The organism is Waterburya sp. (genome assembly GCF_058530065.1).
This window is the reverse complement of sequence record NZ_JBZNBU010000221.1, coordinates 1-13552: the sequence shown is the minus strand read 5'-3', so window position 1 is coordinate 13552 and position 13552 is coordinate 1. Positions and strand designations below refer to the sequence as shown.

Below are 13552 nucleotides of genomic sequence, written 5' to 3'. Positions count from 1 at the left end.
AAACTTGAAGAGCGTGATTTTTTTTGGGAGTAAAACTAGATGAGCATGATTTGTGGTTTTCTAGGTGGAACGATTGTAGCCGTTGAAGCTGGATATAAGGTTTTTCCCCATCCCAAACCCGACAAAATTTACCATCGATTGGGAGACGCAAAATGGTTTTTAGCACTCCAATGGTGTGATAGTCTCCCCGTAGCCGCAGGGATTATTAATAATACTGGGGAACTATCTTTTTTAAATCAGATTGTTTTGCAATTAGGAGAAGAAAAGTTTATTCCTCAGCAATATCGATCTGATGTTTTCGCTAAATGTTTGTCTTTGCAGCCCAATGAAACGACGACTTACGATCTTAGCGATCGCATTTTAGAAATACAAGCTTTGGAAATAGATGCCCGTTATGGCAAAGTGGCACTGGTTAGGGAGATATAGGTATTAGGTAGTGAAAATTGAAGATTTATCGATCGATATAGTGAGAAAAGATATCAAACATCTTTATCTCAAAGTGTTACCCCCTGAAGGCAAAATAAAAGTTGTTTCTCCTAAAAAATTAGACGATGCTATTATTCGAGAGTTTATCGTTGCTAAGAAACATTGGATTAAAAAGAAACAAGACAAATATAAAAAACAACTTACTTTGATTATTCCCCAATATCAAACGGGAGAAATACATTACTATCAAGGCGATCGTCTAATTTTAAATGTTATTGAAACTAAAACACCATCAAAAGCGAGCGTCAGAGATAATCAATATTTAGATTTATACGTCCGACATAATAGTATTGTCGAACAAAGAGAACGAGTTCTCATTGATTGGTATCGCCAGCAATTAAAAGCCGAACTCCCCGATTTAATTGCTAAATGGGAAAAAGTTATTGGAGTCAAAACTAATGATTGGGGAGTTAAAAGAATGAAAACTCGTTGGGGTACTTGTAATATTCAAGCCAAAAGGATTTGGATTAATTTGGAACTGATCAAAAAACCACCACAATGTTTGACTTATGTTGTCGTTCACGAATTAGTACATTTATTAGAAAAAAATCATGGCGATCGCTTTAAAGCCTATATGAATCAATTTCTGCCCGATTGGCAGATCTATGACTCTATGTTGTCGCCATCTTAATCGATATTTCTGGAGAAAGATTGTAATTAGAAGTTAATTAAACTTTAGTTGCTTTATTAGCACCTCTCTCCATTTCTCGCATTTTCTTACCGCGCCAAATCAATTTAATCGGCGTGCCAGTAAAACCTAACTGATCGCGAAACTGACGATCTATATAACGGCGATAGTTATCGTTAAATCGCTTGGGATCGTTGACAAAAAGGGTAATTGTTGGGGGCTGGGAAGTTACTTGAGTGCCATAGTAAATTCTTCCCTGTTTTCCTTGACGGCTTGTGGGAGGAGAGTGCCAGCTAACCGCTTCTTCTAACACTTCATTAATGACTGAAGTAGTAATCCGACGGCGATGTCCTTCTGCTGCTACATCGACCAGATCAAGTATTTTGGCAACTCTTTGACCAGTCATAGCACTGACAAAAATCATTTGCGCCCATTCCATAAAATAGAGACGAGCGTAAATTTCTTTACGATATTGGTTAATCGTACCAGAGTCTTTTTCAACAGCATCCCACTTATTAATTACCAGAATTACCGCCCTGCCCTCGTCAATAATTCTGCCTGCTAATTTTAGATCCTGTTCGGTTACTCCATCGAGAACGTCAATGACAAACAGAACTACGTCAGAACGTCGAATCGCTTTAAAAGAACGATTGATGCTAAAAAACTCTGCACCATAATTGACATTTTTTTTACGCCGAATTCCCGCAGTGTCAATCAAACGATAAATTTTATCTCCTCGCTTGACAGTCGTGTCGATCGCATCTCTAGTCGTACCAGAAATCGGGCTGACAATCGAGCGATTTTCCCCCAAAATAGCATTGAGCAAGCTAGACTTACCCACATTGGGACGACCGATAATTGCTACTCTTATTTCCTCTTCGTCTTCTAATTCATCTATGGGAGGTAAATGGGTTATCAGCTCGTCTAATAGTTCTCCCGTACCACTGCCGTGAATGGCTGAAATCGGATAGGGATTACCCAAACCTAGCTCCCAAAACTCAGCAGCTTGAGCCAAACCTTGTTCTATTGACTCGCATTTATTAACCGCTAAGAATACAGGAACGGATTGACGGCGCAACCATTCGGCAATTTCGCGATCGCCAGCGGTTATACCAAATTGACCGTCTACCACAAAAATTGCTGCGTTAGCTTCGGTTAGTGCTGCCATTGCTTGTTGGCGAATTAAGGGTAAAAATTCTGTATTATCGTCAAATACCAGTCCTCCTGTATCGACGATCTGGAAGTCTCGATCTTGCCAAAATGCGGGGCGATAGGTGCGATCGCGAGTAATTCCTGGTTGGTCGTAAACGATTGCTTGCTTGTCCCCAGCCAAACGATTGACGAAGGTAGATTTCCCAACATTGGGTCTACCAATAACAGCTACTATAGGTAATTTCATTCTGTTATGACGCTACACATCGCGCCTGTAATTTGATTGATTGTTATTTGATTAAAGCTTCTTTGTTGAAGCTGTGTGAAGAGAATTATATTGCTTTGACACAACTTAACACTTTTTCAATCATAGTTGATTTTGTCTATTTTTAGCTGGTTCGATTTTGCTTGATTTTTGGACAATCGCCTGTTTGTACGTAATATTACTGAAGTAACAATATTTTAATTGGTAAAATGCACCAAATGTTTTGGTAAGTAACATCAAGTATATTAAACCCGATGGCGATTCTCTTAAAGAGTTTAAAAGATTGTTTGGATAGGGTTTGAGTCGTTTGAAGCAAATGTAATCTAGTAAACTAAATAGAGATAAACTATAGATATTATTTGAGCAAAAATACTTTTCATTGATTAATTTTTATTCCCTAAAGTATGTAAAATTTGATACAAAAATTTTAATAAAAATGGCAAAAAAGTTTTTGACATCAGACTTAGACAAAAACAAGACAGCAAAATCTATCTAATATTTTGAGAACTCCAACTAGATTAGTACCAACACAATGAATCTCGTCAAGCAAAAACGGAATCGCGGAGTTATTCTAACAGCCCAAGGATTAGAAGAACTAAAAGCAGCACGAATAAATTGGGAAAGAAAACATAATTTTGGCGAAAGATATACCTACGAAAACATTAGCGAATTAACTAATTTAGATATCAATACTATCAAGAAAATTTTGGATGGTAAAAGCAAAGTAGACAAGCGATCCTTAGAAAAATTCTTTTTTGCCTTCAACTTAAACCTAGATAGCCAATTTTATACCAAATTTCTGCCGAAAACTCGTCAAGATTGGGGAGAAGCAATATCTCTCGATAATTTTTTTGGACGCACCAAAGAATTAGAAACTCTTAATGATTGGGCGATGAACGATCGCTGTAGACTAATTGCCCTTCAATGAATGGGCGGAATGGGCAAGACTACTTTAACCCTTAAATTTGCCCAACAAAGTTTAAATAATTTTGATTGTGTAATCTGGAAATCTTTAAGGGATGCACCTCCTCTGGAAAATATCTTAGGTAGGGCGATCGAATTTCTCTCTGAAGGAAGAGAAATAGAGAGGAATTTACCACAACGAACCAGCGAAAGAATAACCCACTTAATTTCTTACTTGCGATCGCAACGTTGTTTGATTGTCCTTGATAATGCAGAATCAGTTTTAGAGAGTAACAGTCGGGCGGGAAGATATCTCCAGGGATACGAAGGCTATGGAGAATTGATAACTAGACTGGGAACTACCGCCCATAATAGTTGTATCATTGTGACTACGCGAGAAAAACCCAAGGAGATTGCCGTTTTAGAAGGAGAAAATCTACCAGTGCGATCGCTTTTATTGGGAGGATGCGAGGCAGCAAGTTCGGGAATCTTTAAACTCAAAGGTTTAGAAGCTTCAACATTAGAATTAAATGCCTTGCGCGATCGCTATGGAGGAAATCCTTTAGCTTTAAAAGTAGTGGCAACCACTATTCAAGACTTATTTTCGGGCAATATTGCCAAGTTTCTGGCTCAAGATATAACTGTTTTTGGGGATATACGAGATCTTTTAGAACAACAATTCGAGCGACTGTCCGATCTAGAACGAGAAATAATGTATTGGCTGGCAATCTCTCGCGAACCAGTTTCTCTAGAAAAATTACATCAAGATTTAGTCAAACCAAGATCCCATATCAAACTATTAGAAGGGCTAGAGTCTTTATCCAGACGTTCGTTAATCGAAAAAAACACTACTAAATTCACCGAACAACCAGTAGTGATGGAATATGTCACCAGTCGTTTGATTGAAACCATAACTCAAGAGATCGCCCATCGACAGCCAAAACTTTTAAATAATTATCCTCTCCGAGAAGCTACAGCCAAAGAATATGTTGCCGAAAATCAATCTCGCTTGATTTTGCAACCATTAATTCGAGAATTAGAAGCAATTTTTGACAGCCGAGAAGATCTAACTAATTGTTTAAATCAGATCGTACTAGATTTACAGACATATATTCGCAAACCAGGCTATGCAGCAGGAAATATTATTAACTTGCTTTGTCAGATGGCGGTCGATTTAACGGGTTATGACTTCTCTAATTTATGCGTATGGCAAGCAGATTTACGTCAAGCACAACTACATAACGTTAGTTTTCACAATGCCGACCTTTCCCAATCCCTTTTTGCCGAAAAATTTGGCGGAATTTGGTCGGTTGCCTTTAGCCCCGACGGACAATACTTGGCTGCGGGAGATACCAAAGGAGATATAATTTTACGTCGAATGTCAGACGGTTTAGTAATTCGTCGTTTTACTGGGCATTCTGGTTGGGTCGTTTCTTTAGATTTTAGTCCTGACGGCAATACCCTGGCTAGTTCTAGCTGCGATTGCACTGTTAAATTGTGGGATGTCCAAACTAGTCTTTGTTTGCGTAGTCTAGAAAAACACCAACAAGAAGTTTGGTCGATTGCCTTTAGCCCCGACGGTAAATATCTAGCTAGCGGTTGCGATGATGCTCGAGCTAGATTGTGGAGTGTGGATACTGGTGAGTGTATTCAAGTTTTTTCAGGTCATTCAAGTGAAGTCTTATCAGTTATTTTTAGCCCCGATGGGCAACAGTTAATAACTGGAAGCCAGGATAGTACGATTAGATTTTGGAAGATCGAGACAGGTAAATGTCAAAGAATTTTTCAAGGACATGAAGACGGAGTTAGATTTTTTAGTTTAAACCCTGATGGTCAATATTTAGCTAGTGGAAGTTGCGATCGCACTATTAGGGTATGGGATATTAATACAGAAGAATGTATTTTAGTTTTTGAAGGTCACAAAAATGTTGTGTTGTGCGTTAATTTTGCTCCTCAAAGCAATATTTTAGTTAGTAGCAGTATCGATCGAACAGTTAGACTGTGGAATGTAGATAGAAAAGAATGTCTGCAAATTTTACACGGTCATAAAAATGTGATTAACTCTACTGCTTTTAATCCCAAAGGCGATCTTTTAGCCAGTGGTAGTTACGATCAAACAATAAAACTTTGGACTGCCGATACCAAAGAATGTCTCAAAACTTGGCAGGGATATAGCAATCAAATACTTTCAGTTTCTTTTAGTCCAGATAGTCAAACTTTTGTAAGTGGCGGACACGATCGCCAAGTTAGAGTTTGGAATTTAAAAACAGGAAAAGTGATAAAAACTTTTCAGGGACATAGTGATTGGGTTTGTTCGACTATTTTTAGTCCCAATGGCAAACTAATAGCAAGTTCTAGTGGAGATAAAACAGTTAAGTTATGGGATCTTAGATCGGGCAAGGCGATCGAAACTTTATCGGGACATGAAGCAGCAATTAGGACTATAGGATTTAGTCAAGATGGTCGAATATTGGCTAGTGGTAGCGATGACTGCACGATCAAAATATGGAATATTCAAACTAGAGAAATATTACATACATTAACAGGTCATAAAGGAGAAATTTGGTCGATTGCATTTAGTCCTGATGACAAGATTCTTGCTAGTGCTTCTTTTGATTGTACGGTGAAATTGTGGGACGTTAATACTGGACAATGTCTTAATACTTTAAGAGGTCATAATAGCTGGGTATGGTCGATCTCTTTTAGTCCAGATAATCAAATTTTAACTAGTGCCAGTGCCGATAGAACTATAAAATTTTGGAATTTAGAAACTGGAGAATGCCAAAAAACTTGGCAAAATAATATTGGAAATGCTCAATTAATTGCCCATAGTTCAGATGGGGAAACAATTATCAGTTGCAATCAAGATAATAAGATTAAATTTTGGCAAGTTATTACTGGAGAATGTTTGAATGTTCTCTCTCAGCACCAAGCTTTAATTACCTCAATCGATCTTAGTTTTGATGGAGAGTATTTAATTAGTAGTAGTGAAGATGAAACTATCAAACTATGGAGTTTGAAAAAATTAGACTTAGTTGAAATATTTACTCTACAAAACCCTTATCAATCAATGAACATTTCTGAAATTAAAGGATTGACTTTATCTAATATAAATACTCTCAAGTTATTGGGTGCAAGTGACAGCAATTAAATCGGGACAAAATAAAAATTTTAGTTCTTAGTTTTTATTCTTTAGTATTTAATTGTAATGGCTAGCAATTTTTAGAGCTATAATTTTCAGTAGGGTGAATAGTCTCTTGAATCAACCTTGTCACGACTTGAGGGACGCGAAAACTTCACCCCTTTTTTGGTTAAAAAATATATAATTGTTTGCCAAAATTCAATCTTACTCACCACTCAGCCAGGCGATCGCACTTCTAATCCATTCTTCTGCATGGGGATTTTTGAGTAGTTGCTCGTCTCTGCTTAAAGCAGTGAGAACTTGTTCTATTTCCTCATTGCTATAGCCCAAAGCTAACAAAGTCATTTCCAAATCTTCTTTAATTTCGGGTTTGGGGGCAAATACAGCTTCTGGCTGTGCTACTTCGATCCCCGATATTTTATGCCACTGCGCTAATTTGGTTTTTAACTCCAGAGCAATTCTTGCCGCAGTTTTTTTGCCCACTCCAGGGGTTTTGGTTAAGGTAGTAATATTACTAGTGACAATTGCTCCTACTAATTCGGAGATGCCTAAAGTATCGATTAAGGCGATCGCCAATTGCATACCTATACCGCTAACTGCTATTAGTTGGCGGAACAGATCTCTTTCAGCTAACGAATCAAAACCATAAAGGATCTGTTTGTCTTCTTGAATTTGTAAGTGGGTGAAGACTTGAATTGATTCTTCTTCTCGTTCATCCAATTGACGAGCAAAACGAGATGAGATTTGCATCTCATAGCCAATATTGTTAACTTCTAAAATTAAGAAGAGACGATTTTGGTTGTTTTTGGCAATCTCTATTTTCTTACCTTTGAGGTAACCGATCATACTATGTTTAATGTCTGCTAGTTGTAAAGTATCTCTTCGCTCTCTATAGAAAAATCGGCATTGAGCCACACTAAAGAAACTTCTCTAACAACACCCCGATCTAAAGACACTAAAGAAAAACTTCGTTTGATATTATCGTCTTGCTTAATTATGCGGGGTACACAAGCTGCATTAAGATACACCGTTTCATTTCGGACTTCAACAATTCTACGTCGCTTCCCAGGTGGATGTTTAAGCTCGTGGTGCATATGTCCGAAGGTAACTAGAGGAATTGCTTTGCCCAAACTGCGTATTTGAGAGATCGCTTCCGCTAAATCTGGATCGCCATAGTCACCTCCATCTGGTTTCCAATCTCTACCACAAATCGATTCGGTAGTAGCCCCCAAACCGTATGGGCCATTGTGACCGATCATAACAATAGTTTCATGGGCGGTATTTTTGGCTGCTGCAACAATTTTGCGAGTAGATTCGGCAAAGCTACTAACGTCATAGCGATCGCTATAAAATTGGCTATTTCGCCAAGTAGAGCCACCCCAACTAAAAGGACGACTTCCCACTACAGATAAATTGTAATCGGTAAAATCTAGGCGATCGTAACCTACATGAGTTTCACCCAAAAGGTCTAGCTGTTGTTGCACCCGATCTTCCTTAGAGGTATCGTAAGGAGCTTTTTGTCTACCCCAATCAGAAGCACTATACCAAGCATCATGATTGCCTGCGATCGCAGCTTTGGGAGTTTTTACCGCAGCAATTCGAGCGACAACATCAACTGCTTCATTACCAAAATCCCCAACAAATAGAACCAAATCTACCCCAAGATGTTGTAGGGCTAATTCGTCTTTTTCTTCCCATTGATTGTGGACATCTCCTACTACCGCAATGGTTATTTGTTCTTTGTTTTGGTTCATTAAAACTATTTAATAATTACTACTTGCTAGACCGCACCACTGTTTTTATTAAAAATAATCAGAATTGTTTTGAAGATTAGTTTGAAATCATACGATAGACTCCAACTACGTTGATATTTGAGATCTAACTTAATCACATCTTCAAAATTACGTACTTGAGAGCGACCATTGACTTGCCATTCTCCCGTCATCCCAGGCTTAACATCCAATCTTTGCCACTCAGGTATTTGATAGCAATTTACTTCTTCTGAAGTTGGAGGACGAGTGCCTACCAAACTCATATCTCCTTTAAGGACGTTGAGAAACTGAGGAAATTCATCTAAGCTAGTGCGACGCAAAAAATGACCGACTTTGGTAATGCGGGGATCGTTATCATTTTTGAAAAAAGCTCCGCTAGCCTGATTCTGGACATCTTTTTTCATTGCTTCTGCGTTGGCGTACATAGAACGAAATTTCCACATTTGAAATTTTTTCCCCATCCAGCCACAGCGAGTTTGAGAGAAAAAGATTGGTCCAGGACTGCTCAATTTAATCGCCATGGCGATCGGCAGAAATAAAACTGCTGTAATCATTAAGCCAACGATAGCACCTACAATATCAATAATCCGTTTGACGATCGAACATACTGAAGGATGAGTCTCCAAAGACTTTTGCCTAGACCACTTTTCTGAAGATCTAATATCTAAGACATCTACCAATCCTGTCATCGACAAAGTCGCCATAACGGGCGGTTGAACCGACTCTAAGACTAATTGAATATTTTTGGCTTGAGCGGACTTAAAACTGGCGATTAAAGCACCGATTCCACTACTATCAACAAATTTAGTGCGAGCAAAATTAAGAATTATTTGTTGATGAGAATCATTTGCTTGCACTAGGTCGCTGATAACTTCTTTAAAGGATATAGCCTCCAGAATTGTTAGGCGTTCTGGCAATTGCACCACTGAGTTTTCCTTGTATGAGGATACAGGAAATCGAATTTTCGTTGTCTCGTCAATCATTAAATTCTTAATTTTTAATTATTATTAAAGGTTAATTATTGTCTTAAATATTTTTTAATGAGACTTACAAGAAGTACATTACTTGTATTTTCCATTTTAAGAATAAAAGCAATTTATTGAAATTTAAGCAAAAAATGTAATGCAATTGACGATAAACACTTATTCATATAAGTATTTATAAAATTTTATTCAATTAATTTTACACCTATAGCCTCAAACAATACAAAATTTGAAGTTTTCCTAAGACTAAATCAAAAATAAGGAAATTATCTACCTAAAATAATTTCCTCAAGTTGTGGTCTTAAGTTTTTTTAGAGACGATTATCTCTTCTACCAATAGGTGGTCTACCTTCTTGAGTTCTAGCTTTATCTCTAGAAGCACTACGACGCAGTGCTTGTAAGCGTTCTTCGTATTTTTTTCTTTTACGACGACTGGGAGTCATTTCGATTAGAGTTTTCAAAGCACTACCCAAACTTTTATAGGCATTGGGCAAAGAATAACCAAAGCGAGTAGCTAAGGCGATCGCCTTTTCATCGGCTTCGATCGCTTCAGTGATGGTTTTTTCACTACTATTTTTTTGCCAGAGACGATAGCCAGAAATTCCGCAGAGAGACAAAGCTAACAACAGCAATAAGCCATCTTGAACCCACAACTCTCCTACCGCACCCCCCAAGCCAATCGCCAAGGCTGCGATTTCCCATCCTTCTTTAGGAATAGTATCGTTTTGGACTCTAGCAACTTCGTGCCAGAATAATAAATTGCGCTGGTCGATCGCCAGACTGTCCCATTTTCCCAGATCTATCTGTATTTCAATCTCATCTTTGCCAATTTCTTCGCTACGAATTAGGGGCGGATTTACTTCCGTCGAACCTTCAACTATGACCCAACTTTGTAGTTCTGGGGGAAGCAAGGTTTTTAAACGGCGCAATTCATTAATTTCTGCCCTAGCAGAAGAAGTTGCATAACTCATACGTTTACCAGGTTAATACTTTAATTATTTAGCAATTTTTTAGGCGTACCCATGCTTCTATAATATCTGAATTCATTTATGAATCGATCTTGCCAATAGGTAGGGCAACAGAGGGAATCTCGATTTGTCAAATAAAAACAACCAATAAAGAAATTTAACAATTAATCTACCGATCGAAGTTCGCGATCGAGATAAAATCGCAAGTGAACCGTCTTATATTACGAATATCTTTCTTTTAAACGAGTTTATTTATCTCTATTATTTTCCAATCCCTATTGCTTTTGATTATGGTCTTAATAAGTACAGAAACTATCGAACGTACCGCTAACAAGCTATTAGAACAATCAATCGTTTATTATCAAGATCGAGCGGTAGGAACTGTGGCAGCTACCGATTCTGAAAGAGATGCTCTCAATTACGATCAATGCTTTATTCGAGATTTTATTCCCGCAGCTTTGGTCTTTTTGATTCAAGGAAAAACCGAGATTGTTTACAATTTTTTGATTGAGACTGTTGTTTTACAAAAGCAAAAAAGAAGGATCGATTGTTATCAACCTCCCACAGGCTTAATGCCAGCCAGTTTTAAAGTAGAGTCTCAAGAAGACAAGCAATATCTTCATGCTGACTTTGGCGATAAAGCAATTGGTCGAGTCACGCCTATTGACTCTTGTTTGTGGTGGGTTATTTTATTGCGGGCTTATGTCAAGGCTACGGGAGATGAAACCCTAGCTAAAAGCGATAGTTTTCAAGAAGCTCTGAATTTTATTTTAGAAATTTGTTTGGGGCCACAATTTGAAATGACCCCTACATTATTAGTTCCCGATGGTGCGTGTATGATTGATCGCCCGATGGGATTGAGCGGACATCCTTTGGAGATTCAATCCTTGTTTTATATGGCATTGCGGGCAGCGCGGGAAATGCTGGTTAAAGACGAAACAGGTCAAGCTTTAATCGATAAAATTAATAACCGTCTGGGTAGTCTCAATTTTCATCTGCGAGACTATTATTGGCTCGATCTGCACAAGATAAATCAGATTCACCGTTACGAAGCCGAACAATTTGGCGAATCTGTAGTCAATAAATTTAATATCTATCCCGAATCAATTCCTTATTGGCTCACCGACTGGATGCCCGATCTAGGCGGCTATTTAGCAGGAAATTTAGGCCCTGGAAAGATGGATTTTCGTTTTTTTGCTTTGGGCAATCTGACCGCTATTATGGGTTCTCTCACCACAGAACAACAGTCCCAAGATATCTTGACCTTAATCGAACATCGCTGGGCAGATTTAGTCGGAAAAATGCCCATGAAGCTCTGCTATCCAGCCATTGAAGGTCTAACTTGGAAAATCGTGACGGGATGCGATCCCAAAAACAGTCCTTGGTCTTATCACAATGGCGGTAGCTGGCCAGTATTGTTGTGGATGATGATGGCTGCTTGTCAAAAAATGGGCAGAGAAGATCTGGCAGATCGAGCTATGGCGATCGCAGAACTTCGTCTGATGGATGATGAATGGCCCGAATATTATGACGGTAAGAATGGTCGTTTGATCGGTAAATCTTCTCGTAAATTTCAAACTTGGACGATTGCTGGATGGTTGTTAGCAAAACTCTTAAGAGAAAATTCAGACTGTCTCGATTATGTTTGTTTTGATGAAGATACAGAAGCGATCGCTTGTACGATTTAACTGTTATTAACCGAGTGAAAACTATAGTTTTTTAGAACTCATTGATAAATTCGCGATCGCTCTTTTGTAAGTAGGTAATACTGCTATTTTTTAGCCGATCTAGTAAATTTAGCTAAATTAGTTGGCGAGAAATTTACCTTTTGTTCGTTAGATTACAAATAGAGATGTAAAAAAATCTTGCATTAGCAAATTAAATTGTTATAGGGGTTTTTTTTGTCCTAAACTGGGATATATATGAAATATACCTAAATTAAGTTTTATTCGGGTCTGACTCCCACAATAAATTGATGGTTACCGTCAAATTTTAATATTTAAAATATTCGATCGTAGCCATTTAGTGCGGGTTTATTCATCTCAATATGTTGCAATTAGTATTTTATTTGTAGCATTATATTAGGCTGGTTATTTTAACCAATAGTCACCCCCTAATTCGTCTGTTTTAGACGAGTCAATCTGTGGCGACTAAATATATATTTAAGTTCTTATAGGAAAAATTATATGGAAGCTCATGGAAAATACGTTAGAGACCGCTTGTCTATCTTTGTCGATGGCAATAATATGTTCTACGCTCAACAAAAAAATGGTTGGTTTTTCGATCCCAGGCGAGTATTAGAATATTTTACTCACGATCCTACTGTAGTTTTAATTAATGCTTTTTGGTATACGGGTTTAAAAGATGCTCAAGATCAACGAGGCTTTCGCGATGCTTTAATTAGTCTGGGCTATACAGTCAGAACCAAAATACTCAAAGAATATTATGATGATGCTTCAGGACGCTATTCTCAAAAAGCCAACCTAGATATTGAAATCGTCGTGGATATGTTTAACACTGTAGAACAATACGATCGCGTTATTTTGTTTAGTGGAGATGGAGATTTTGAACGGGCGATCGAACTATTGCGCTCGAAAAATACTCACATTACAGTAGTTTCCACCGAAGGCATGATCGCTCGTGAATTACGCAACGCTACGGATCGCTACATAGATCTCAATGACGTGCGAGGCAATATCGAGAAAAGCGATTTTTAATTAATTAACCTAAAATATTTGTTTGGCGATCGCTTGTTATTCACGAGTGATCGCTTTTTTATTAGTTGTCGTTCAAAAAATAGGCAATACCCATTTGTGACAAGTTAACGTTTTGTACCGTTTGTCAATCGCCTTTAAGTAATGAGTAATGAGTAATGAGTAATACAGATAGTTGTGACTTTTCCTCCTAGTTTTTACGCTCCCATACAGGTTGACTTTTTGCTCTTATATAGTGTTCTTTAAAGCAACCATACACTATGTTTAGTAGTTGACTAATGAGTAAGTTCCTTAACTTGTCACGATTGGGTAATGGATGATAGGGACGTTTCATGAAACGTCCTTACGTTCTGCTAGTTGTTGTAAGAGAGGGAGACATTTCTTTTTCCAGTGGGAATAGAGGGTTTGATTATTTACTCCTAAATCCCTGGCTATTATGGATATTTTGTCTGGAGGATCTGCCAGTAACATCCGCATTGCCAGACAGTGACAATTACACTGAGGATGTTTGCGGGGATGGGTAGTAGTGAGGTTATTTC

Annotated in this window: 11 protein-coding genes and 1 pseudogene; 6 read left to right on the top strand and 6 right to left on the bottom strand. The window is 38.0% G+C overall.

Annotation, left to right across the window (positions count from 1 at the left end):
• Positions 1-39: 39 nt before the first annotated feature.
• Together AC33VI_RS13590 and AC33VI_RS13585 are read left to right on the top strand one after the other, a co-directional pair.
• Positions 40-426: a hypothetical protein gene (locus tag AC33VI_RS13590; protein WP_491782807.1), complete on the top strand. Its 387-nt coding sequence runs from the start codon at positions 40-42 to the stop codon at positions 424-426.
• 10 nt (positions 427-436) lie between these two features.
• Complete coding sequence (locus tag AC33VI_RS13585) at positions 437-1117, top strand: M48 family metallopeptidase (RefSeq protein ID WP_491782806.1); 681 nt, start codon at positions 437-439, stop codon at positions 1115-1117.
• A 37-nt stretch (positions 1118-1154) separates the two neighbouring features.
• On the opposite strand, the gene der is transcribed toward AC33VI_RS13585, so the two are convergent.
• Positions 1155-2513: a ribosome biogenesis GTPase Der gene (gene der / locus AC33VI_RS13580; RefSeq protein ID WP_491782805.1), complete on the bottom strand. Its 1359-nt coding sequence runs from the start codon at positions 2511-2513 to the stop codon at positions 1155-1157.
• 550 nt (positions 2514-3063) lie between these two features.
• Here der and AC33VI_RS13575 point away from each other — a divergent pair.
• A complete protein-coding gene (locus AC33VI_RS13575; protein WP_491782804.1) occupies positions 3064-3459 on the top strand; it encodes a hypothetical protein in 396 nt (131 codons plus the stop codon).
• A 9-nt stretch (positions 3460-3468) separates the two neighbouring features.
• Positions 3469-6585 (top strand): WD40 repeat domain-containing protein, encoded by a 3117-nt coding sequence (locus tag AC33VI_RS13570; RefSeq protein WP_491782803.1) that lies wholly within the window; start codon positions 3469-3471, stop codon positions 6583-6585.
• 195 nt (positions 6586-6780) lie between these two features.
• Here the strand turns inward: AC33VI_RS13570 and ruvA are convergent, their stop codons facing one another.
• The 4 genes from ruvA to AC33VI_RS13550 all read right to left on the bottom strand — a co-directional run bounded on the left by ruvA (position 6781) and on the right by AC33VI_RS13550 (position 10302).
• Positions 6781-7422 carry a Holliday junction branch migration protein RuvA gene (ruvA, locus tag AC33VI_RS13565; protein WP_491782802.1) on the bottom strand — a complete coding sequence of 214 codons (642 nt, stop codon included), beginning with the start codon at positions 7420-7422 and terminating at the stop codon, positions 6781-6783.
• Between the two features lie 17 nt (positions 7423-7439).
• Complete coding sequence (locus AC33VI_RS13560; protein WP_491782801.1) at positions 7440-8330, bottom strand: TIGR04168 family protein; 891 nt, start codon at positions 8328-8330, stop codon at positions 7440-7442.
• A gap of 26 nt (positions 8331-8356) precedes the next feature.
• A complete protein-coding gene (locus tag AC33VI_RS13555; protein WP_491782800.1) occupies positions 8357-9331 on the bottom strand; it encodes an anti-sigma factor antagonist in 975 nt (324 codons plus the stop codon).
• A gap of 311 nt (positions 9332-9642) precedes the next feature.
• Positions 9643-10302, bottom strand: coding sequence for a DUF3318 domain-containing protein (locus tag AC33VI_RS13550; RefSeq protein ID WP_491782799.1), 660 nt, complete (start codon positions 10300-10302; stop codon positions 9643-9645).
• 287 nt (positions 10303-10589) lie between these two features.
• Between AC33VI_RS13550 and AC33VI_RS13545 the strand changes: the two genes are divergently transcribed.
• The gene (locus AC33VI_RS13545) at positions 10590-11987 is read left to right on the top strand and encodes a glycoside hydrolase 100 family protein (RefSeq protein ID WP_491782798.1); all 1398 of its coding nucleotides are present in this window, start codon (positions 10590-10592) and stop codon (positions 11985-11987) included.
• Between the two features lie 498 nt (positions 11988-12485).
• Positions 12486-13016: a LabA-like NYN domain-containing protein gene (locus tag AC33VI_RS13540; RefSeq protein ID WP_491782797.1), complete on the top strand. Its 531-nt coding sequence runs from the start codon at positions 12486-12488 to the stop codon at positions 13014-13016.
• Between the two features lie 327 nt (positions 13017-13343).
• On the opposite strand, the pseudogene AC33VI_RS13535 reads toward AC33VI_RS13540, so the two are convergent.
• A pseudogene (locus tag AC33VI_RS13535) lies at positions 13344-13552 on the bottom strand (hypothetical protein); the annotation flags it as partial.